The organism is Rhizobium viscosum, from assembly GCF_014873945.1.
Taxonomy (GTDB): domain Bacteria; phylum Pseudomonadota; class Alphaproteobacteria; order Rhizobiales; family Rhizobiaceae; genus Rhizobium; species Rhizobium viscosum.
On the sequence record NZ_JADBEC010000001.1, the window covers coordinates 1313950 to 1336155 of the forward strand.

The 22206-nt window shown below is 61.3% G+C and carries 22 protein-coding genes; 14 read left to right on the forward strand and 8 right to left on the reverse strand.

From position 1 onward, the window contains the following. Both H4W29_RS06605 and H4W29_RS06610 read right to left on the reverse strand, forming a co-directional pair. Complete coding sequence (locus tag H4W29_RS06605) at positions 1 to 1209, reverse strand: acetyl-CoA C-acetyltransferase (RefSeq protein WP_192728216.1); 1209 nt, start codon at positions 1207 to 1209, stop codon at positions 1 to 3. Between the two features lie 138 nt (positions 1210 to 1347). After that, positions 1348 to 3141, reverse strand: coding sequence for an acyl-CoA dehydrogenase C-terminal domain-containing protein (locus tag H4W29_RS06610; RefSeq protein WP_192728217.1), 1794 nt, complete (start codon positions 3139 to 3141; stop codon positions 1348 to 1350). Between the two features lie 232 nt (positions 3142 to 3373). Between H4W29_RS06610 and H4W29_RS06615 the strand changes: the two genes are divergently transcribed. From H4W29_RS06615 to H4W29_RS06650, 8 genes are all read left to right on the forward strand, one after another. Then, the gene (locus H4W29_RS06615; RefSeq protein ID WP_192728218.1) at positions 3374 to 3763 is read left to right on the forward strand and encodes a hypothetical protein; all 390 of its coding nucleotides are present in this window, start codon (positions 3374 to 3376) and stop codon (positions 3761 to 3763) included. 87 nt (positions 3764 to 3850) lie between these two features. Further along, the gene (locus tag H4W29_RS06620; protein ID WP_192728219.1) at positions 3851 to 4534 is read left to right on the forward strand and encodes a DNA-3-methyladenine glycosylase I; all 684 of its coding nucleotides are present in this window, start codon (positions 3851 to 3853) and stop codon (positions 4532 to 4534) included. A gap of 77 nt (positions 4535 to 4611) precedes the next feature. Beyond that, positions 4612 to 5313 (forward strand): SDR family NAD(P)-dependent oxidoreductase, encoded by a 702-nt coding sequence (locus tag H4W29_RS06625; RefSeq protein WP_192728220.1) that lies wholly within the window; start codon positions 4612 to 4614, stop codon positions 5311 to 5313. A gap of 93 nt (positions 5314 to 5406) precedes the next feature. Beyond that, entirely contained in the window at positions 5407 to 5772 is a 366-nt protein-coding gene (locus tag H4W29_RS06630; RefSeq protein ID WP_192728221.1) for a VOC family protein, read from the forward strand. Between the two features lie 284 nt (positions 5773 to 6056). After that, positions 6057 to 9830, forward strand: a complete 3774-nt coding sequence (locus H4W29_RS06635) for a peptidoglycan-binding protein (protein ID WP_192728222.1) — start codon at positions 6057 to 6059, stop codon at positions 9828 to 9830. A gap of 225 nt (positions 9831 to 10055) precedes the next feature. Beyond that, on the forward strand, positions 10056 to 10979 hold the full coding sequence (locus H4W29_RS06640; RefSeq protein WP_192728223.1) for a sulfite exporter TauE/SafE family protein: 924 nt from the start codon (positions 10056 to 10058) through the stop codon (positions 10977 to 10979). Continuing rightward, a complete protein-coding gene (locus H4W29_RS06645; protein ID WP_192728224.1) occupies positions 10979 to 11779 on the forward strand; it encodes a TIGR02186 family protein in 801 nt (266 codons plus the stop codon). Before H4W29_RS06640 ends, H4W29_RS06645 begins: the two co-directional genes overlap by 1 nt. A gap of 220 nt (positions 11780 to 11999) precedes the next feature. Beyond that, positions 12000 to 12560 carry a dihydrofolate reductase family protein gene (locus H4W29_RS06650; RefSeq protein WP_192728225.1) on the forward strand — a complete coding sequence of 187 codons (561 nt, stop codon included), beginning with the start codon at positions 12000 to 12002 and terminating at the stop codon, positions 12558 to 12560. Here H4W29_RS06650 and H4W29_RS06655 read toward each other — a convergent pair whose 3' ends face one another. After that, complete coding sequence (locus tag H4W29_RS06655) at positions 12561 to 13142, reverse strand: TetR/AcrR family transcriptional regulator (RefSeq protein WP_192728226.1); 582 nt, start codon at positions 13140 to 13142, stop codon at positions 12561 to 12563. Between the two features lie 86 nt (positions 13143 to 13228). Here H4W29_RS06655 and H4W29_RS06660 point away from each other — a divergent pair, with 86 nt between their 5' ends. Together H4W29_RS06660 and H4W29_RS06665 are read left to right on the forward strand one after the other, a co-directional pair. Next, positions 13229 to 14176 carry an alpha/beta hydrolase family protein gene (locus H4W29_RS06660; RefSeq protein ID WP_192728227.1) on the forward strand — a complete coding sequence of 316 codons (948 nt, stop codon included), beginning with the start codon at positions 13229 to 13231 and terminating at the stop codon, positions 14174 to 14176. Between the two features lie 57 nt (positions 14177 to 14233). Next, complete coding sequence (locus H4W29_RS06665) at positions 14234 to 14815, forward strand: transglycosylase SLT domain-containing protein (protein WP_007821215.1); 582 nt, start codon at positions 14234 to 14236, stop codon at positions 14813 to 14815. A 6-nt stretch (positions 14816 to 14821) separates the two neighbouring features. Here H4W29_RS06665 and pdeM read toward each other — a convergent pair whose 3' ends face one another. Next, the gene (gene pdeM / locus H4W29_RS06670; RefSeq protein WP_192730683.1) at positions 14822 to 15547 is read right to left on the reverse strand and encodes a ligase-associated DNA damage response endonuclease PdeM; all 726 of its coding nucleotides are present in this window, start codon (positions 15545 to 15547) and stop codon (positions 14822 to 14824) included. Between the two features lie 22 nt (positions 15548 to 15569). Next, positions 15570 to 18080: a ligase-associated DNA damage response DEXH box helicase gene (locus tag H4W29_RS06675; protein WP_192728228.1), complete on the reverse strand. Its 2511-nt coding sequence runs from the start codon at positions 18078 to 18080 to the stop codon at positions 15570 to 15572. Positions 18081 to 18176: 96 nt separating this feature from the next. Here H4W29_RS06675 and H4W29_RS06680 point away from each other — a divergent pair, with 96 nt between their 5' ends. Next, positions 18177 to 18677, forward strand: a complete 501-nt coding sequence (locus H4W29_RS06680; RefSeq protein WP_192728229.1) for an RrF2 family transcriptional regulator — start codon at positions 18177 to 18179, stop codon at positions 18675 to 18677. Between the two features lie 35 nt (positions 18678 to 18712). Continuing rightward, positions 18713 to 19174, forward strand: coding sequence for a carboxymuconolactone decarboxylase family protein (locus H4W29_RS06685; protein WP_183801769.1), 462 nt, complete (start codon positions 18713 to 18715; stop codon positions 19172 to 19174). A 68-nt stretch (positions 19175 to 19242) separates the two neighbouring features. Here H4W29_RS06685 and H4W29_RS06690 read toward each other — a convergent pair whose 3' ends face one another. The 3 genes from H4W29_RS06690 to H4W29_RS06700 all read right to left on the reverse strand — a co-directional run bounded on the left by H4W29_RS06690 (position 19243) and on the right by H4W29_RS06700 (position 21278). Further along, the gene (locus H4W29_RS06690; RefSeq protein WP_192730817.1) at positions 19243 to 19410 is read right to left on the reverse strand and encodes a hypothetical protein; all 168 of its coding nucleotides are present in this window, start codon (positions 19408 to 19410) and stop codon (positions 19243 to 19245) included. Positions 19411 to 19515: 105 nt separating this feature from the next. Continuing rightward, on the reverse strand, positions 19516 to 20151 hold the full coding sequence (locus H4W29_RS06695) for a YitT family protein (RefSeq protein ID WP_192728230.1): 636 nt from the start codon (positions 20149 to 20151) through the stop codon (positions 19516 to 19518). 194 nt (positions 20152 to 20345) lie between these two features. After that, complete coding sequence (locus H4W29_RS06700; RefSeq protein ID WP_192728231.1) at positions 20346 to 21278, reverse strand: class I SAM-dependent DNA methyltransferase; 933 nt, start codon at positions 21276 to 21278, stop codon at positions 20346 to 20348. 140 nt (positions 21279 to 21418) lie between these two features. Between H4W29_RS06700 and H4W29_RS06705 the strand changes: the two genes are divergently transcribed. Both H4W29_RS06705 and H4W29_RS06710 read left to right on the forward strand, forming a co-directional pair. Further along, the gene (locus tag H4W29_RS06705) at positions 21419 to 21685 is read left to right on the forward strand and encodes a DUF6460 domain-containing protein (protein WP_007821228.1); all 267 of its coding nucleotides are present in this window, start codon (positions 21419 to 21421) and stop codon (positions 21683 to 21685) included. Between the two features lies 1 nt (position 21686). Then, positions 21687 to 22184: a CAP domain-containing protein gene (locus H4W29_RS06710; protein WP_192728232.1), complete on the forward strand. Its 498-nt coding sequence runs from the start codon at positions 21687 to 21689 to the stop codon at positions 22182 to 22184. Positions 22185 to 22206 lie beyond the last annotated feature (22 nt).

Genomic DNA, 22206 nt, shown 5'->3' on the forward strand with positions numbered 1-22206 from the left:
TTAGACGCGTTCGATAACGGTTGCCGTGCCCATGCCGGCGCCGATGCAGAGGGTGACCAGAGCGGTGTTGAGGTCGCGGCGCTCCAGCTCGTCCAGCACGGTGCCGAGGATCATGGCGCCGGTGGCACCGAGCGGATGGCCCATGGCGATTGCGCCGCCATTGACGTTGATCTGGTCATGGGGGATGTCGAAGGCCTGCATGTAGCGCAGCACCACGGCGGCAAAGGCCTCGTTCAATTCGAAGAGGTCGATATCGGCAAGCGTCATGCCCGTGCGCTTCAGGAGCTTTTCGGTGACATCGACGGGGCCGGTCAGCATGAGGGCGGGGTCGGAACCGATATTGGCGAAGGCTTTGATGCGGGCGCGGGGCTTCAGGCCCATGCTCTCACCACCGGCTTTGGAGCCGAGCAGGACGGCAGCGGCGCCATCGACGATCCCGGAGGAATTACCGGCGTGGTGGACGTAGTTGACACGCTCGACTTCCGGATGGGCCTGGATGGCGACGGCTTCGAAGCCGCCCATCTCGCCCGGCATCTGGAAGGAGGGATTGAGGGAGCCGAGCGCCTGCATATCCGTGCCGGGGCGCATATGTTCGTCATGAGCAAGGATGGTGATGCCATTCTGGTCCTTGACCGGGATGACGGAATTCTTGAACCAGCCGTTGTTCCAGGCATTCGCCGCACGCTTCTGGCTTTCGACGGCATAGGCATCGACGTCATCACGGGAGAAGCCGTATTTGGTGGCGATGAGATCGGCGGAGACGCCCTGCGGCATGAAATAGGCGGGGAAGTTGACGGAGGGATCCATGAACCAGGCGCCGCCGGACATGCCGAGGCCGACGCGGGACATGCTTTCGACACCGCCGGCAATCACGATATCGTCGGCGCCCTGGGCGATCTTGCCGGCGCCGAAATTCACGGCGTCGAGGCCGGAGGCGCAGAAGCGGGAGATCTGCATGCCCGGTGCTTTCGTCGAATAACCGGCCTCAAAAGCAGCGGCCTTAGGGATGACGGCGCCGGCATCCATGACCGGATCGACACAGCCCATGATGATGTCGTCGACAGTTTCGGTGTTGAGACCGTTGCGGTCGCGGATCGCCTCCAGTGTCTTTGCGGCGAGGCGCACAGAGGGCACTTCGTGGAGCGAACCATCCTTCTTGCCGCGGCCGCGGGGCGTGCGGACGTGGTCGTAAATGAAAACCTCGGTCATTGTCTCATCTCCCTGGCGGCGCGGACGCGCCGGTGCATTGTTCTTCCGGCAGGCAGGAGCCGGAGAAGGCAGCGCCTGTGGCCCCCTCATCCGGCCCCTTGGGCCACCTTCTCCCCACTGGGGAGAAGGGAAAAGCAATCAAAACGCTTCGGCGGCGAGTTCCATCATCGTGTCAGCGCCGGCTTCGATGCGGGCCTTGCGCAATGCAGTCTCAGGCATCACGCGCTCCATGAAGAATTTCGCGGTGATCAGCTTGTTCTTCAGATAGTCCTCCCTGGCATCGCCGGCGGCAAGGCGTTCGTTGGCGGCTTTCGCCATGCGCGCCCACATATAGCCGAGAATGACGAGGCCGAAGAGGTGCATGTAATCGGTGGAGCCGGCACCGGCATTGTCGGGCTTGGCCATGGCATTCTGCATGAACCACATGGTCGCGCTCTGCACGTCGTTCAAGCCCTTCTTCAGGTGCTTGGTGAAGAAGGCGAGTTGTTCGTCGTTGCGGTTTTCCTCGCAGAAATCGCCAATCTCCTTGAAGAGCGCCATTGCGGCGCGGCCGCCGTTCAGCGCCAGCTTGCGGCCGACGAGATCGAGCGCCTGGATGCCGTTTGCACCTTCATAGATCATGGCGATGCGGGCATCGCGCACATACTGGCTCATGCCATGCTCTTCGATATAGCCGTGGCCGCCGAAGACCTGCTGGGCCATGACGGCATGATCGAAGCCCTTGTCGGTCATCACGCCCTTGAGGATCGGGGTGACGAGGCCGAGAATATCGTCGGCCGTCTGGCGCTCCATCTCGTCGGTGGCGCGATGGGCGATATCGGACTTGAGCGCGGTCCAGAGCAGGAAGGCGCGGCCGGCCTCGTTGAACGACCGGATGGTCATCAGCGAGCGGCGGATGTCGGGATGGACGATGATCGGATCGGCCTTCTTGTCCGGCGCCTTGGGGCCGGACAGCGAGCGGCCCTGGATGCGGTCACGGGCGTAGCTGGCGGCGTTCTGATAAGCGATCTCGGAAATGGCAATACCTTGCAGGCCGACCATCAGGCGGGCCTCGTTCATCATCACGAACATAGCGTTGAGGCCGCGGTTTTCGGCGCCAATGAGATAGCCGGCCGCCTCGTCGTAGTTCATGACGCAGGTGGCGTTGCCGTGGATGCCCATCTTGTGTTCGATGGCGCCGCAGGAAACGCCGTTGCGAGCGCCAAGACCACCGTCTTCACCAACGAGGAATTTCGGAACGATGAAGAGCGAGATCCCCTTGGTGCCCTCAGGCGCGCCTTCGATGCGGGCCAGCACCAGGTGGATGATGTTGTCGGCCAGGTCATGCTCACCGGCGGAGATGAATATCTTCTGACCGGAGATCCTGTAGCTGCCATCGGCCTGCGGCACTGCCTTGGTGCGCAGCATGCCGAGATCGGTGCCGCAATGCGGCTCCGTGAGGTTCATGGTGCCGGACCAGCTGCCGTCCACCATCTTCGGCAGGTAGCTGCTCTTCTGCTCTTCAGTGCCGTGGACGAGGATCGCAGCGATAGCGCCCTGCGTCAGACCCGGATACATCATCAGCGACATGTTAGCAGCCGAGGTATATTCGCCGACGGCAGCGTGCAGCGTGTAGGGCAGGCCCTGGCCGCCGAATTCCTCTGGCACGGCAAGGCCGATCCAGCCGCCTTCGCGATAGGCCTGATAGGCTTGTTTGAAACCCTTCGGCGTCGAGACCGTGGCGTCACCATGGCGCAGGCAGCCTTCCTGATCGCCGGAATAATTGAGGGGGAACAGAGCTTCCTCGGCCACCTTCGCCGCCTCGCCCAGAATGGCCTCCACCATGTCAGGCGTGGCATCGGCAAAACCCGGGAGATTGTTGTAACGCTCGAGACCCAGCACGTCGTTCAGCACGAAGAGCGTGTCGTTCACCGGGGCCTTGTAGACTGGCATCGTTCGAATTCCTCCAATTCGGCAACCGGATTGCTCCGGCGTTGACACTCTCTTACAAAATATTGACGTTTGCGTAAACGTCAAATTCTGCATGTGCGCAATTTTGTGAGGTGGCATAGAGGGGTGAACTATGCACTGCCGTTGTCATAGAACGGTAATAGTCCGTTGCTTCTCCGGCCAAGCGCGCTACACTCATCCCAACGACTTTGGAAAAGCCTGGGAGGAGCTGTTCATGAAGAGAGCGTGGCCTGCGGAGTTCAATTCCATCTTCGATACGGCGGAGGTCGTGACCATCGAGCCTGTGACTGTGGAACCGGTCAATGGCGAAAGAGTGGTTGCGCATGATGAGCCGCCGGCTCCGCGCAGGGCGCTGAGGGTGCGCATTCCCATGGAAACCTACGAGCGCATCTGGCCGCTCGCCGAGATGCGCTTCCGGCCGGCCGAAGGCCCGTATGCCGGCAAGGCGGTGACGCTGATCGCCACCAATCCGCACTATCACCCCTGGCACCCGGCCGATGGCGGCTCAGAAGAAAAAGTCGGCGACAGCGGGCGCCATTACAAGACCGATTATCTGGTCGTGCATTTCCTGCTCGACGACGTTCGTGAATCCGTCGCCGCCTGAGCGACGATCTCGAAGCCAGACGGCTTGAAGACAAGGTCGCTCCCGGACTAGGCTTGCATCAGCAATGTCCATTCCGGGAGCCGAGCCTTGAGTGATTTCGATATTATCCGCGAGCGCGCCGAGCAGAGAAAAGGCGGCGCTGACGCGCTGAAGGCGATGCTGCCGGTCATTCCTGACCATGAGGCGTTGCGCGCCCTGCCCGACGACCGCATCCTGTCGCAGATGACGAAGCGCATCTTCTACAGCGGCTTCGTGCACAAGGTCATCGATAACAAATGGCCGGGCTTCGAGGAAGCTTTCGACGGTTTCGATCCTGCCGCCCTCAACATCGCCCCCGACGAATTTTGGCATGGCCTGACGAGCGATGACCGCATCGTCAAGAACGGCGCGAAGATCATGTCGGTGCGCGCCAACGCAGCCTTCGTGCGCGAGTTGGCGAAAGAGGCGGGCGGCGCCGGCGCCTTTTTCGCGAACTGGCCGCGTGAAGATCATATCGGCCTGCTCGACGTGCTCGCCAAACGCGGCAACCGGCTGGGCGGAGCCACCGGTCAATATTTCCTGCGCGGTATCGGTCGCGACGGCTTTATCATGACGTCAGACGTGCTCGCCTGCCTGAAGGATGCGGGCGTGCCGCTCTCGGCATCTGGAACCGCCAAGAAGGACCAGCAGCTGATCCAGCAGAGGTTCAACCGCTGGGCCGCGGAGACGGGGCTGCCGCTTGCCCATCTCTCGCGCATCTGCGGGCTTTCGATCGACGCACCAGAGGAATGAAATATTTCCGGCCGACGGTTTTTTGATGGGTCGCGACTGCCTACTTTTCCGGAAGGCTCATCCTGAAGGAGAAGATCATGGCCGAGTTTCCCTATCGCAGCGCGCTCATCGTTGGCGCTGGCTCCGGCATCAGCGGTTCGCTTGCCCGCATGCTTTCAGAGCGCGGCGTGAAGGTGGGCCTCGCGGCACGCAATATTGGCAAGCTCGGGTTGCTGCTCGATGAAACCGGGGCCAAGGCCTTCGCCACCGATGCCTCGCAGCCGGGAGCGGTTTCCGGACTGTTCGAACGCGTGGATGCCGAGATCGGCGAGCCCGATATCGTGGTCTACAACGCCAGTGGCCGGGTGCGCGGGCCGATTGCCGAGCTTGATCCTGCCGACGTGGAACGGGCAATCGCGACCAGTGCCTTCGGCGGTTTTCTCGTCACCCAACAGGCGGCACGACGCATGATCCCGCAAGCGCGCGGCGCGATCCTGCTGACGGGGGCGACTGCCAGTATCAAGGGTTTTGCGCAATCTGCACCGTTTGCGATGGGAAAATTCGCCCTGCGTGGCCTGGCGCAAAGTGCCGCCCGCGAGCTTGGACCGCTCGGGATCCATGTGGCGCATTTCATCATTGACGGCGCCGTGCGCTCTACCACGAGGCGGGATAAAGAAGACAAGCCCGACGGCACGCTCTCGCCAGATGCGATCGCACAGTCCTATATCGACGTGCTGCTGCAACACCGCAGCGCCTGGTCGCAGGAGGTGGAGTTGCGGCCCTGGACGGAGAACTTCTAATCCTACCGTCTTTCAGCCTGACATATTATATTCACTTTCACGAATACACCGGAAGCGATAGGATTAAGCCGGCTTACAGTTCGGGAGGGGACAATGCCGGGTTTGGATCATGTGACAATCGATACTCGCGATGCGCCGACCATGATCCGCTTTTTCGAAAGCATTCTCGGCGTAAAGGAGGGCTATCGGCCCCCCTTCCCGATGCCGGGCCACTGGCTATATCTCGACGACAAGCCGGTGATTCATCTGCTGTTTGCGTCACGAGCGACCGACTTTCCGCCCGGCATATTCAATCATGTTGCCTTCAGCCTCTTCGAATTCGAACCGGCGCTCGCCCGTATCAAGGAGAGCGGCTATCGATATGAATATCGCGATATTCCGGAAACCGACCTCGGACAGGTGTTCATCTACGGACCAGAAGGCGTGAAGATCGAGCTGCAGTACAAGCGGCCGATCTGAAGATTTGCGCGCCCCGAATTGGCACGAAGAGCGCAAAAGTTAAAAAATTCTCATCCGGGTTAACGAGTTCTTTACCACGTTTCGTAAAAGGTGCGCGGTGAGCATTGGCGATCTGCATTCCTTTTCTTTGTCTCGCGTTTCAGGAGTGCCGCCAAAAACTATCCAGCTTGAGGAAAGTCTAATTGACTATTTCCTTACGGATGGCGCTCTCCGACGTGTGCCCCGGTACGCTTCGGAAAAGGCAATGATCGGGCCCGGACCGGGCAATCGAAGCGAGCAAGAACATGAACGGATCGCGATCACATTCTTCCCGGCATTCCGACAGGACCTCGCTCGACGCGTTGAACCGCACCATCGAAGGGCTGGAAGCGCGGATCGAAGGCCTGATGGGCAGCGGGCGCGAACAGCGGCCCCGCAATCCGACGCCCGAACGTGATCCCTATACCAGTTCCTATGCGCCGCGCGCAGCCGATCCGCTTGCGGAAATCCGCCAGCGGCAGCGCGCGCTTGACGCCACCAGAGAGAATCGCGAGCGCGCCTATACGCGCGAAGCGGCACCGGCTCTTCTGCGTGAACCGGCTCTCGCGCCTGCCCTGCAGCGCGCTCCGGCGCCGCAGCCGGCGGCACCCGCCTTCCGCGCCTCCGACGACACGATGACTGAAATCGCCCAGGCACTCGTCAACCTGCGGCAGGACCTGAAGCGCGATATTTCCGAAGGTGTCACGCGCGAGATGAATACGCTGCGCACGGAACTGCGCGAGATCAAGGCGAGCGCGCAGGACCGGCATTTCGCCGACGACATCCGCGCCGACATGGGCCGTCTGTCGCAGAGCATTGCGCAGCTCACCAGCCGCTCGGCCGGACCGGAGGCTACCGGCTTGCGCAACGAATTCGAAGAGCTGCGTTCATTGATGGACGGGCTGGCGCGCGAGGATTCGATGCGCCACATGGAGCAGCGCTGGGACAATGTGGAAAACCGCCTGGCAGAGCTCGACACGGCCGGACTGCAGGGAGAGCTCGTGTCGCTCGCCTACCGGCTTGACGACATCAAGCGGCATCTTGGCGGCATGGGTGAAAGCCCGGCCGTGCAGGCACTGGAAGACAAGCTCATCACCATCGCCTCCGCTGTCGAGCAGTTCGGCAATCTGATCCAGCCGCACGACCGGATCATGTCCGAACAGTTCGCCGCCATGGACACGCGGCTCGACGAGATCAGCCGCGCGATCGCTGCCAGCGGACGGACTGCCACGGGTGCCGACCCGGCACTGATGCAGCGGCTGGAAAACCGCCTTTCCGCGCTTGGCGACCAGATCGAGCTGATGGGCCGGGCCACCATGAGCCGGCCCAGCCCAGCCGACGACATGGCGGATCGGCTGGAAGCGCTGACGGCCCGCGTTGAAGACCTCGCCAAGACCGAAGCCACTTCGCGTCTCGACGAGCGTCTGGAGCACCTTTCCTATCTGCTCGAACGCACGCAGAAGGCCGCGCCGCAGCCGGACCTGACCGGCGCGCTCTCCGACATTTCCCGCAAGATCGATGCGCTGGAAAGCGGCTCGGTCAATGATGCGCTCGCCAAGCGGCTCGACTATCTCGCACGCCGCATCGACGAGATGGAAATCCGCCCCGCCCCGGCGGCTGTTATCGACGACAGCGCCTTTCAGCGTCTTGAAGGGCGGCTCAGCGACATCGCCGCGCGGCTGGAAGAAAGCACGGCGGCTGCGCCGACCGACACGCGCGCGCTGAAAAACCTCGAGGAGCAGATTGCAAATCTCTCCGAGCTCCTGAATACGCCGCGCGAAAACGCCGAAGTATCAGCAGATCTCGACCGTCGCATGGGCGCAATCGAAGATTACATCGCAACCAACGACGAATATATCATCGAGGCGGCACGGCAGGCAGCGGAAGCCGTAGTGGATGCCTATTCACGCAATGGCGGAGCGCAGGGCGCTGCGCCTGAAGCAGCCGACATGTCGGCCCTCATCGCACTCGCCGAAGATCTGCGGAACCTCGAAGATCTGAGCCGCGACAGCGAGGAGCGCACCCACAAGACCTTCCAGGCCCTGCACGAGACGCTGCTGCACATTGCCGACAGGCTGGACACGATGGAAGAGCGGGTGCGCCCGGCCGCCACCCGGATGCCGGCTGCAGACGTCGATTTCGACGTCGATCCCTATGCACTGGTCGACGCAGGCCACGAGCCGGCTAAAGCTCCGGTGATGCAGGCGCCGAAGGCTTCGCCTGTGCTGCGCACGGCCGCCATTGTCGAAGAGGCCCCGTCGCGCGTGCCGGAAGCAGCGTTGGCCGATAGCACCAGCGCGATCGCCATCGAAGCTACCAGCCAGGCGGAAAAGCCGGTTGTTCCCGCCAAGGGCAGCCTGCTCGCAAGCCTTGGCCGCAAGCTGATGCCATCGCGGAAGCCGGAAGCAAGGGCGGTCGCCGAGCGCACGGTCATCGATCCCGCTCCGTCGATCGATCCCGTCGACGTAGTACCGGCAGAAGCGGCAAACGAGCTGCTGGAACCGGGCTCGGGCGCACCTGACGTGAAGAAGATCCTGGAGCGCGTGCGCGCCAGCCAGAACGCCCAGCGCGGCAAGCCGGCCACCGAAAACGATCGGGCCGACTACATCGCCGCGGCACGCCGCGCCGCGCAGGCTGCCGCCATGGAGATCGACAGCAACGCAAAGCCTGCTACGCGCGCCGAGCGTCGTGCCGCCAAGCCTGACAAAGCCGGCAAGGGTGGCGCCTTCTCGCGCTTCCGCCGGCCGATCCTGCTGGCGGTCGGCGCCGTACTGCTTGCCATCATGGCCTTCCCGCTTGCCCGCACGCTGACGACGGGCGAAAAGGCCCCGCCCCCGGCTGAAGTCTCGGCCCTGACCGGTGCGGCCGAAACGCCGCAGGCCAACATGGCGGCCCCTGCACCGGTTGCGCCGGAAGCAATCGCGCCGGAAATCGGCGCCCAGACACCGGCGATGACGCCGAAGACAACACTACCCGAGGCGGCCGCTCCAGCAGAGCCACAGGCGACACCCGACCATCTGACCGATGCGGCGCCGCTTGACGGCGAAGGGGCCGAATCCTTCGACCAGGCACCGGCGGCACAGGAGATGTCCGGCTTCGTCCCGAACGCGCCCGCCGCACCGGCGGCAACGATGCCGGCAACCCCTGCTGCTGCTGCTTCCATCATCGTTCCCGACACGATCCAGCCACAGCCGCTCGCCGACGCCGCACGCAACGGCGATGCGCTGGCGCTTTTCGAGATCGGTGCGCGTTATACCGACGGCCGCAACGGCCTCGCCGCCGACCAGAAGCAGGCCGCGAGCTGGTATCAGCTTTCCGCCGACAAGGGCTTTGCGCCGGCGCAATACCGTCTCGGCAGCATGTATGAGAAGGGCAATGGCGTCGACCGCGACGTGCAGAAAGCCAAGGCTCTCTACGAACAGGCCGCAGCCCAGGGCAATGCCAGTGCCATGCACAATCTCGCCGTGCTCTACGCCTCCGGCGCGCTCGGCCAGCAGGATTATGCGACGGCCGCCACGTGGTTCCAGAAAGCAGCCGACCTCGGCATTACCGACAGCCAGTTCAATCTCGCCATCCTCTGTGCCCGCGGCAATGGCGTGCCGGCGGATCTGGAAGAATCCTACAAGTGGTTTGCGATCGCCGCCCGATCCGGCGATAAGGATGCCGCCCAGAAGCGCGACGAAGTGGCGAAAGCCATGAAACCGGATCAGCTCGAACGCGCCCGTGCCAAAGCCGACCTCTGGAAGCCGCAGCCGCTCGACAACAAGGCGAACGGCATCGAGATCCCGGACGCATGGGCAAGCGGCGCCGCGCCGAAGACGGCAACCGTCGACATGAAGAAGGCCATCCGCAACATCCAGGCGATCCTCAACAATAACGGTTTCGACGCCGGCCCGCCGGACGGAGAGATGGGCGCCAAGACGGTGACCGCCATCAAGAACTTCCAGAAGTCGATCGGCCAGGAACCGACCGGCAAGGTCAACGACGAGACGGTGAAGGCGCTTCTGGAGCGTAACAAACCAGGCGCGAAAGCCATCTGAGACAGCCCGGCGGTACCCTGCCGCAGGGCTTTGCGCACTTTCACGCCGACTGTCACAAAACCTGAAAAAAGCCGGATTATGCGGGACATATCGGGACTCGCATCCAGTTGACCATGGCTTTTTTCCATCGAAAGCCTCTGGAAACGATTTCACAGTAGGATGCGCCATTCGAATGGGGACGTGAGAGTGCCGCCCCGGCGGGAGCGGCAATAATCGGGGTCGGCTGTGACAATCTATCTGCCCATCGCAGAATTGTCGGTGAACATCTTCATCATTCTCGGCATGGGGGCTGCCGTCGGTTTCCTGTCCGGCATGTTCGGCGTTGGCGGCGGCTTCCTGATCACGCCCCTCCTGATCTTCTACAACATCCCACCGGTCGTCGCCGTCGCGACAGGCGCCAACCAGGTGGTGGCTTCCTCGATATCGGGGGCGATCACGCATTTCCGGCGCGGCACGCTGGATGTGAAGCTCGGCACGGTGTTGCTTGTCGGCGGTCTTTCGGGCGCGACGGTTGGCATCTGGATTTTCTCGCTGCTGCGCTCCATCGGTCAGCTCGACCTCTTCATCTCCCTGCTTTACGTCGTCTTCCTCGGCACCGTCGGCGGACTGATGCTCTGGGAAAGCATTAACGCCATGCGCCGTGCGGCCCGCAATGAAGCGCCTGCCCCACGCCGGCCCGGCCATCAGCACTGGGTGCACAAGCTGCCGCTGAAGGTGCGGTTCAAGAAATCGAAAATCTATCTCTCGGTCATCCCGATCGTGACACTCGGCTTTGCGATCGGCATCCTTACCTCTGTGATGGGTGTCGGCGGCGGCTTCATCATGGTGCCGGCGATGATCTACCTGCTGCGCATCCCGACCAACGTGGTCGTCGGGACCTCGCTCTTCCAGATCATCTTCGTGACCGCTTATACGACGATCGTGCAGGCGGCGACCAACTATTCGGTCGATATCGTGCTTGCCTTCTTCCTGATGCTCGCCGGCGTCATCGGTGCGCAATATGGCGTGCGCGTCGGCCAGCGGTTGCGTGGCGAACAGTTGCGCGCCCTGCTCGGCCTGCTGGTTCTTGCCGTCGGACTGCGCCTCGCAGTCGCGCTGGTCGTGACACCGCAAGACATCTATTCGGTGGTCATGGGAGTGGGGAACTGATGCTTCGGCTCCTCCTGCTCCTTACTCTTTTCATGCCTGTCGCCGCCTCGGCACAGGTGTTGTTGCCCGGACAGGGAACGACCCGGGCCGAGCGCGAAGGGCTGGAAATCGGCACCTCCACCAGCGAGATCGCCATTACTTCCGATTTCCGCGGCGCGGACCTGACGATTTTCGGCGCAGTGACCAATACCGACGACCTGCTGCTCGCCATCGGCCAGTATGACGTCATCGTGGTTCTGGAAGGCCCGCGCGAAGACGCCACGGTGCGCAAGAAGGAGCGGGTCTTCGGCATCTGGATCAATACCTCGTCAATGACCTTTGCCGACGTACCGCATTCCTATTCGATGTCGAGTTCGCGCTCCATCGACGATATCACGACGCCGCTCGACCTGACCGGAGAAGGTATCGGCATCGACCATATTCCGCTGCGGCCGATCGATTTTGCCGGCAACTTCAACAGTCTCAATGAATTCCGCAACGCCTTCAGGCGTCTGCAGCAGTCGGGCGGGCTTTACGAGCGCGATCCGAGTGGCGTTCGTTTCGTGTCCTCCAACCTCTTCAAGGCAAGCCTGCGGCTGCCGGCCAACATTCCGAACGGCGTGCATACGGTGCGCGCCTATCTGTTCAAGAGCGGGAAATTCGTGACGCAGAAATCGCAGCCGCTGCGCGTCATCAAGACGGGCATCGAGCAGACGATTACCGATGCGGCGCATGAGCAGCCGATTTTCTACGGCTGCTTTGCGGTGCTGCTGGCCGTGCTGACGGGATGGGGCGCCAGCCTGATCTTCCGCAAGGATTGATCGGCGGATTTCCGCTATCCGGCGATGACTTTCAAACAGGCTTTATCAAACGTCGGGGACAATGTCGCGCCCGGTGGCAGACGCTTGTCCCGATGCCCGCCGGAGCCCTTATTCAAACTCTCTGCTCGCGACTGCTTGCATTTTGCTATCAGTCGAGTTAGGCTCAAAACCAGTTGTTGATAGCAACTGGTTTTGAAAGACATGATCCATGGAGGATGAGATGAGGAAGCTTGTTGTCTGGAACCTGATGACGCTGGATGGTTACTTCGAAGGGGCAAAGCCGTGGGACATTGAGTTCCACAATCTGGCCTGGGGGCCGGAGCTCGAAAAATATGCCGAGCAGTTTGGCGAGGAAAGCGACCTTCTGGTCTTCGGCCGCAAGACCTATGAGGGCATGGCCGCCTATTGGCCGAGCGCGGAGAGCGAAAACAAGATCAAGGCCTATATGAACAGCATTGCCAAGATCGCCGTCTCGCGGACCATGGAAAAGGCGGACTGGAACAATACACGCGTCGTCATTGATCCGGTATCCGAATTGAGGCGGCTGAAGGAAGAGGATGGCAAGACGATCCTCATCTTCGGCAGCGCCGAGCTTGCCGATACCCTGCTGAAGGCGGGACTGGTGGATGAAATCCGCATCTGCCTGGTGCCTGTCATTCTCGGCCGCGGCAATCCGCACTTCAAGCCCGCGGATGCACAGCAGCCGCTGAAGCTGCTCGACTCGTCTGTGACGAAGAGCGGCGCGGTGATCCTGCGCTACGAGCCCGTCAGGGCAGCCTGATCATTTGTCTTTACTGGCTGCGGTCACCAGGGCTGCGGCCGCTTCGCCTGCTGTTTCCATGTAGGTCGGATCGCGATGCAGGAGCACGGCGGCAAAGGAGCCGTCGAGCAGCAGAACGACCTGGCGGGCGAGCTTTGGCGCCTCGACAAGATGCTGCTCTTCGAAGAGAGCAGCGAGCCATTGCTCGACATTCTTCTTATGCGCGGCGCCAACCTTGATGGCGGGATGGCCGGGCATATTGGCAAGTTCAGCCGACGTTCTGAGATAACCGCAGCCCCTCCATTTCGGATGCCGGGCCGAGCGAGCCAGATTGTCGAAGATACCCTTCACCTTCGCCGCCAGATCCCCATCCGTTTCCGCAAACCAGCGCCGATAGGCCGCAAGATTGGGCTGGTCGCGGGTTTCCAGATAAGCGGCGATCAGGTCGTCCTTGCTGTCGAAATGATAATAGAGGGTGCGTTTCGTGACATCAGCTTTCTCCGCCACGGCATCGACGCTCACGGCCCGGATGCCTTCGCTGTAGAACAGTTTGGCGGCAGCGGCGACGATGCGTTCGCGTGTGTCGGAAGCGGATTTGGCCATGTCGACAATGTATACCGACTAGTGAGTATCCTCAACATCAACCGTCGCCTACTGTCCCGGCCAAAGTGCAGGCAAGGGAGAGATATATGCCGGCTGCAAGCAAACGGAGGAAGAGCGACCCCGCACGGGAGGCGGAAGCTGTCGTTATCGGCTGCGGCGACGGCGTCAAACTTCGCGGCCATCTCTGGAGTGCAATCAGCGACCGCAGCATCGGCAGCGTCGTCATCAATCCGGCAACCGGCGTTGCGGCACGTTATTATCACTATTATGCGCGCTTTCTCGCCGAACGCGGCTTTGACGTGCTGACCTATGATTATCGCGGCATCGGCCTGTCGCGCCCGGAACGATTACGGGGCTCCGGCTATCGCTGGCGGGACTGGGGCGAGCGGGATTTCGATGCGGCGCTGCTTTTCATGGAAGGCCAGCGGCCCGGCCGGCCGCTTTTCGTCGTGGGCCACAGCATCGGCGGCTTTCTGCCCGGCCTTTCGGCGCATGCCGATCGCATTACGCGCATGCTTGCAGTCGGCGCACAATATGGGAACTGGCGAGATTATGCCCCTGCGCACCGTTGGCGGCTGTTCCTGAAATGGCATCTTTTCATGCCAACGGCGACCTTGCTGCTCGGCTATTTTCCGGGGTGGCGTCTCGGCTGGCTCGAGGATCTTCCGAAGGGCGTTGCGCTCGACTGGGCGCTCCAGCGGGGGTGGATCGACCCTTATCCGTCGGCTGCCGAAAGGGCCGGCGCGTCGAAGCCCTTTGAAAATTTTCATGCGCCAATCCTGAGCCTTGCCGTCACCGATGACGATATTGCGACCGTCCACGCCATCAGGCGCGGTCTTTCCCATTATCGCAACGCAAAGGTGGAAGAAGTGCTACTGACGCCTGAAGATCTTGGATTTTCGAAGATCGGGCATTTCGATCTTTTCCACGCGCGCCACGCTGCCGGCTTCTGGCTCGATACTCTGCTCTGGCTGCGGGACGGCACCAATCCCTGGCCTGGTAAAAAGCCGTCGGAACATCTCGTATTCGCATAAAAACCGCTCTTTAACGTTTACGAGTTAGTAATCTCTCGGAAACGAGAGGTTTGTATCATGCGTACTCGTATCGTGCTCGCGGTCATCGGGCTGGCCCTGCTTGCCGGCTGCGCGACAGCGCCCCGCCAGACGAGAAATATCTGCGCCGTCTTCGACCAGAAGGACGGCCTCTTCACCAGCTGGCAAGGAGCTGCAGAGCGTGCCGAGAAAAAATACGGCGTGCCGGTGCCGATCCTGATGGCAACCATGTATGTCGAATCCGGCTTCCAGCCCTATGCGCGGCCGCCGCGCACGAAACTCTTCGGCTTCATTCCCTGGACGCGGCCTTCGACGGCCTACGGCTATTCGCAAGCGCTGAACGGAACCTGGGACCACTACCAGTCGGAGACCGGCAACTGGGCCGCAACGCGTACCAACTTCGCCGACGCGATCGATTTCATCGGCTGGTACCACTACAGCAACAGCCAGGCGACGGGCATTCAACCGAACGACGCCTACAATCTCTACCTCGCCTATTATTCCGGCCCGACCGGATACAAGCGCGGCGACTGGCGCAACAATGGCCAATTGCAGCAGACGGCGCAGAAATTTGCGCGGATGGCTGGCAGCTATCAGCAGCAGTTGCAGGGGTGTAATTGACGGGAACTAGCCCCGTAAATTCTCAAAGCGGACGGAATAAATCCGGTCGCGGCCGAGCAGATGAGCGATCAGCGACGCCTTGTCGAAGAGGTCCTTCATCGCTTTGTGCCCGAGGTCGAGACCACCGCTCATGACGCCGAAGGCGGGCATCAGCAAGCGGGCGCCATCGGTAGCAAAGCAGGGACGGCGGACAGATTTTTCACGGCGGCGGACGGTAGCTGCGGGATGCAAATGGCCGGCAATCTCACCCTTCTGCAAGCCGTCGCGCGGCTCATGACGGAAGGTCAGGCTGGCGTAGTGAAGCTCGTCGGAACAGCTGCCCGGCAGGTTGACGGTGCCGTCGGGATCATGGTTGCCGTTGATCCAGATCCATTCGCGGCCGCGGGCCATTTCGACGATCAGCGTGCGGAAGGCATCCGGCAGATGTTCGGAGCCGACGCGGTCGTGGAAATTGTCGCCGAGCGAAACGACGAGTTTCGGATCGTAGCGAGAGATGACGGCGGCGAGCACAGTGAGCGTCGCCAGCGTATCGTAAGGCGGCAACATCATGCCGCGGCGGGCAAAGGCCGCCCCTTTTTCCAGATGCAGGTCGGAAACGACGAGAATGCCGGCATCCGGCAGATAGAGCGCGCCAAGCGGATCGCAGACGGCGGCAACACCGTGAATGGCGGTTTCGACGCCCGGTATTGCGGCAAGGCCGTTCATGTCGCGCGCGAGCGCAAGGCGGTTCATCACTTCAGTCATTCCTAAAATTTCAGGCCATCGCCTCGGCGATCAGATCGTCGGCGGCTTCGGCAAGCAGGGCATCGTGGGCCTGGCCCGGCACCGACTCCTTGCCGATTTCCAGCATGACCGGCACGGCAAGCGGCGAAATATGGTCCAGCGCCCGGTGGGTGATGTGGCCCTTGATTCGTCTCAGCATATCGCCAAGCCGGGAAATATCCAAAAGACCAGTAGACGCATCCTGTCGCGTCGCCTGCAGCAGGATGTGGTCAGGCTCATGGGTGCGCAGCACATCATAGATCAGGTCGGCGGAGACGGTGATCTGCCGGCCGGTCTTTTCCTTGCCCGGATGGCGTCGCTCGATCAAGCCTGCAATCACGGCGCAATTGCGGAAGGTGCGCTTCAGAAGGAAGGATTCGTTCAGCCAGGATTCCAGATCGTCGCCCAGCATGTCCTCGTCGAAGAGATCGGAAAGACTGAGGCGGCCATTGGCGATCATCAGGCCGAGGTCTTCCAGACCCCAGATCGCAAGGGAATAATCCGTCGCGACGAAGCCGAGCGGCTTTGCCCCTGTCCTGTCCAGCCGGCGGGTGAGCAGCATGCCGAGCGTCTGGTGGGCAAGCCGGCCCTCGAAGGGATAGATGACCATGTAGCCGCGGCTGCCGCGGGGGAAGGTCTCGATCAACAGCTCGTCGCGTTTCGGCAGGAGAGATTTTTCTTTCTGCAACGAGAGCCAGTCTCGCACCTGATCCGGCAGGCGGTGCCAGCGATCGGGATCGTCCAGCATCGAGCGGACCTGATCGGCAAGGTAAGTAGAGAGCGGGAACTTGCCGCCGGCATAGGAAGGGATTTTCGGATCGAAGGAATAGGCCTGGCTGACCAGCGCCTCGTTCTCCCGGATGCCTTCGAAGCGGAGCACCTTGCCGGAGAAGATGAACGTATCGCCCGGTGCAAGCTGCTCGAGGAAATATTCCTCAACCTTGCCGAGCACGGCGCCGGGGCGGCCGAGCCTGCCGCCCTCGCCGCGTTTGGCCATGCGGATATTCAGCATCGGATCCTCGACGATGGTGCCGAGGTTCAGGCGATATTGCTGTGCGACCTGCGGATTGGAGACGCGCCAGCGACCTTCCTTGGTCTTGCGGATGCGGGCATAACGCTCATAGGTGCGCAGGGCGTAGCCGCCTGTCGCCACAAAATCGACGACGCGCTCGAAGGTCTCCCAGGCAAGATCGGCATAGGGCGAGGCGCTGGTAATCTCGTCATAGAGTTCCAGCATGTCGAAGGGTTCGGCGCAGGCCATGCCGAGCACGTGCTGGGCGAGCACATCGAGCCCGCCGCGGCCGACGGGAGGCGTATCCTGTGCACCGATGTAATTCGCATCGAGCGCTGCCTGGCACTCCATGACCTCGAAACGGTTGGCGGGAACGAGGATCGCCTTCGACGGCTCGTCCATGCGGTGATTGGCGCGGCCGATGCGCTGGGCGAGACGTGAAGCACCTTTCGGCGCGCCGACATGAATGACGAGATCGACATCGCCCCAGTCGATGCCGAGGTCGAGGGTCGACGTGGCGACGACGGCCCGCAGCCGGTTGGCGGCCATGGCGGCTTCGACCTTGCGGCGCTGCGCAACATCCAGCGAACCATGATGGAGCGCGATCGGCAGGTTCTCCTCGTTGACCGTCCAGAGCTCCTGAAAGAGCATTTCGGCCTGCGAGCGGGTATTGACGAAGAGCAGCGTTGTCTGATGGTCGATCAACTGTCGGTAGACATCCGGGATCGCGTATTTGGCGGCATGGCCGGACCAGGGAATGTGCTCTTGCGTATCGAGAATGGAAATATCGGGCTTGGCGCCGCCTTCGACGAGCACAAGGCCGGCATGGTTCTCCCTGCCCTCCTCCTGCGCCACCAACCATCTCTGCAAATCCAGGGGTTCGGCAACGGTAGCGGAGAGGCCGATGGTCTTCAGATCGGGCGCCAGCCGACGTAGGCGGGCAAGGCCGAGCGAAAGCATATGGCCGCGCTTTGAGGTGACGAGCGAGTGGAGTTCATCGAAAATGACGTATTTCAAATCCTTGAAGAAGCGTTCGGCCTCCCGGTTGGCCAATAACAGGGCGACCTGTTCCGGCGTCGTCAGCAGGATGTCGGGCGGGTTGAGCTTCTGGCGCTGGCGCTTGGCGTTGGGCGTATCACCGGTGCGGTTCTCGATCGATATCGGCAAGCCCATCTCGGTGACAGGCTTCATGAGATTGCGCTCGATATCAACGGCCAGCGCCTTCAGCGGCGAAACGTAGAGCGTGTGGATGCCCGTGAAGGCTGAGCCCGGCGGGATCTTGCCGCGGCGCGTGAGGTCGGTCAGCGACGGCAGAAAGCCGGCGAGCGTCTTGCCGGCGCCGGTTGGCGCAATCAGCAGCGTGCTCTCGCCGACCTCAGTGCGGGCCAGCAATTCAAGCTGATGGGCGCGCGGGCGCCAGCCCTTTTCCGCAAACCAGCGGAGGAAGGGTGGGGGCAAGGCAAGGCTGGTCTCGGCATCGATCTGATCCACGGGGCAAATGTAGTTCAAACGCGGACGAATAGAAGCGGTATTGACTCCCTGGCATAATCGTAGATAAATAATATCCATGATTAAAGGAGATCGGCTGTGAAGCTTGGTGATGGCGTCGAACAGAGCATTCATTGTACGGCGGTCCTATCAGGGCTTTCGGCGGGCGGCGTGCTATCGGCCGCAGCGCTTGCCGAATATCACGGTGTATCGACGAGCTATCTCTTGAAGCACCTCCAGGCGCTTTCGGGAGCCGGAATTCTGGAGACGGTGCCGGGCCCGAAGGGCGGTTATCGGTTGGCGAAGAAGCCTGATGATATTTCGCTGCTCGATATCGTGCTCGCGGTCGAAGGGCCAGCGCCTGCCTTCCGCTGTTCGGAGATCCGCCAACGCGGACCGAATCCGCTGCCGCAACGCTATTTCACCAAGCCTTGCCAGGTCACGGCGGCAATGCTGAGAGCCGAGCGCGCCTATCGCGCCGAACTCGCAAACACCAGCATCGCCGACATTCTGACAGAGCTTTCCGCGGATGATGACGGCGGGATCGCCGCCAGAGGCTGCGCCTTCATGGAAATGCATGAAAGAAAAGTGGCTCGCTGAGCCCCAACACAAACCCCAACACAAGGAGAAATACCATGCAAGCACGTTTCAACTTCGGCAAAGCCGCTCCGGATGCCTATAAGGCCGTCGCCGCTCTGGAACAGTATGTACAGGAATCTGGACTGGATAAGCGCTTCATTCACCTGATCAAGCTTCGTGCCTCGCAGATCAACGGCTGCGCCTATTGCGTCGACATGCATTCGAAGGAAGCGCGCCATCACGGGCTTTCCGAACAATGGATCAACCTGATGTGCGTATGGCGGGAATCGCCGGTCTACGACGCCCGTGAACGCGCCCTGCTCGGCTGGGTCGATGCGGTGACGAAGATTGCAGAAACCGGTGCACCGGACGCCGATTACGAAGCCCTGAAGGCGCATTTCTCCGAAGAAGAAATGACCAAGATCACGGTTGCGATCGGCACGATCAATATCTGGAACCGGCTTGCCGTCGGCTTCCGCAGCCAGCATCCGATCGATGCGCCACAGAAGGCAGCCTGATAGATTCTGCTTACAGGGAATTTATCCCGGTGACCGACCCGAAGGTTTCGGGTCGGTTGACTACATGGTCACTCGTGACCGGTCGTGGCCCGCGCGGCAACGGCTCCAGGCCATTTGCCCGAGAGGTCGACGCTGTTGAATATGTCGCGAACGACCTTGACGATTTCCTCTGCGGAAGAACCCTTGGCGTATTCTTCCTGCATGCGGCGTCTGACAAGCTTTTCCAAATCTGACATAGCTCACCTCATCATATCCGGCGCGAGGAGAAGTGTCGCGCCAGGACCGATCACGGGCAAGTTACGTTTTGTTTAGAATGGCTTACAGATTTGTAAGGTTAGAACCTAGAGCGCGATGTAGCGGTCGGCCCGGTGATTGATCGCGACGAAGAGATTGAGAACGATCGCACCGAGCACGGAATAGAAGACGACCGGCGGCGTGGTGACGAAGAAGGCGGCTGCCAGAACACACATGTCGATGACAAGCTGGACGAGACCAGCGCGGATGCCGAAACGCTCCTGCATATAGATGCCGAGAATGCCGACGCCGCCGAGGCTGGCGCGATGGCGATAGAGCGCAAGAAGGCCATAGCCAAGCAGCAGACCACCAAGAAGAGCTGCCCAAGCCGGATGAATGGTGGCGATTTCCATGACCTTCGGCTGCAGGCTGGTTAGAGCCGAGGTCAGGCCAATGGCAATGAAGGTCTTGATCGTGAAGGCCGTGCCGAGGCGCCTCCATGAGAGATAGAAGAAGGGCAGGTTAAGCAGGAAGAAGGCGAGACCGAAATTCACGCCGAAAGCGTAGTGAAGCAGGAAGGCGATGCCCGCGGTGCTGCCGGTCAGAAGGCCGGCGCTGGCGAGCACATAAAGACCGAGCGCGGAAACGAGGCTGCCGGAGAATATGCCCTGCACATCCTCGACCGGCGTGTGGCGCGTCGCAGTGGTGTTCCAGAAGCCGAAGGCACTGATGAGCTGGCTCATGACACGATCTCCAATAGCGGCGGCTCCGGACAGGCCGGAGGAAGAGGGATTGTAAGGATGGATGCGGCACGTGCTACGCTTTGGCGGCGCGTCGCTTCTCGCGGAATGGTTGGATTATCAGGTCTTACAAGGTTGCACGCAAGCGAAATACGTAAGCAATGCTGACCTATTTTAAAATCGCAAGAAATATGCGCTCAGTCGGTCTTGCACGTAAGGAACAGAATGCCGGAAACCGGTTTGCCGCCATCTTTGCGAATGACGGTTTTGACTGTCTCGAGGATTTCGAAGCTGTGGGCTGCTGCGAGCCCTTCGACATAGGTTTGTGAGTGGGCATAGCGCAGCGACGGCGCTAGGATGAAGCCATCACCCTCGCCGCCATCCTCGACCGAAAAGACGAAATCGGCGCCGGGCGCCGTTAGGTCGTCGACGATCGCAAAAATGCTTTCCAGATTGCCGAGATACATCAGCACATCGGCGGCGGTGACGAGATCGGCGCGGTGCGGTGCGCTGTCGGCAAAGATGCCGGAAGCTTCCGATGTCAGTGACAGATCGGCCTGGCCGAGATGGTCATAGACATGTTTTTCGGCGGCCTTCGCAAGCATGTTCTGCGACAGGTCGAAGCCTTCGAGGCGGGTGACACGAGCGTGGATTTCCGGGCCGAGCAGGCCCGTGCCGCAGCCGAGATCGACGGCGCAGTGATAATGTCGGCCGGTGGATGCGACGAGGGCGGCGAGCTTCTGCGGGACAGAATAGTCCAGTTTCTCCACGAGCGATGTCTCGAAGCGATCGGCATAATCATCGAAGAGGCGCTCGACATAGCGGCTCGACGGGTGCGCCGGCATTTCCGCATCGCCGAGCAAGGCGAGCTTGAGACCTGCGCCGAAAATATCCTCGGGGTCGAGTTCCAACGTGCGGCGATAGGCTTCGACGGCAGCGTCTGCCTTGCCTGCCTTTTCGCGGTATGTGGCAAGGCGATACCAGCCTGCGGCCCAGGCCGGCGTCAGTTCCAGTGCCTGCTCCATCAGTTCGGCCGCCGCTTCCGCTTCGCCGCCCTCATCGAGCATCTTGGCGTAATCGGCGCGACGGTCGGCGATGACGTCGCCGGAGGAAAGCTGGCTTGGCTGCATGATTGGACCCTTTGGCTGGCGGCATTTGGCTTCGGCCACAAAAAAACTCAAGTCCTATTTCAGAGGCGGTGCTGTCTTGGCGGAAAAGGCTTGCGGGCGAATCGCCGCGACCGTATCTCAAGGCAAACAGGAGATGGCGCATGTCCGATCAGGTGAACAGGTTTCTCGGCGATTCCATTGGCCGCACGATCATCAAACTTTTGGTGGTTTCGCTGATTGTCGGCTTCGTCATGGCCATCTTCGGGCTGACGCCCTGGGAACTTATCTACAACTTCCGTGATTTCGTGATCCATCTATGGCGGCAGGGCTTCTCTGCGCTTGGCCGCGTCGGCGACTATCTGATCCTCGGCGCCACCATCGTCATCCCGATCTTCATCATCATCCGTCTTTTCAGCTATCGCAAATAACATGAGCTCAATCATCCTTTCACGCCGCGGCTTGCTGCAGCTTTCAGGTCTTGCACTGGTGGCCGGCGTTGCCGGCTGCACGACGACCCCGAAATTTGCGACCACGCCTTCCAATGCCGCAGACGAGACCGCTTCCGCATTGCCGCTCGTCAACCAGCTTCGCGCCAAGAACGGCCTGCCGCCGCTCAGCGTCGATCCGCATGCAAGTGCCGCCGCGATCTTCCAGGCCAAGCGCATGGCAAGTGCGGGCAGGATGAAGCATCTGATGGGCATGACGGACAGTTTCGGCGCCCGCGTGAAGGCGAGCGGTGTTGCCCTGCCGGCCGCCGAAAATATCGCTTCTGGCCAGCAGAGCGTCGATGCGGTCGTCACAGCCTGGATCAACTCTCCCCACCATCTGGAAAATATGCTCGGGCGCTATAGTGGTCTCGGCGTTGCCGTTGCACATAATACGTCTTCCAGGAACCTGCCCTATTGGGCCATGGTGCTTTCCAGCTGAGGCGATTCCGCCTCTCTCCCCA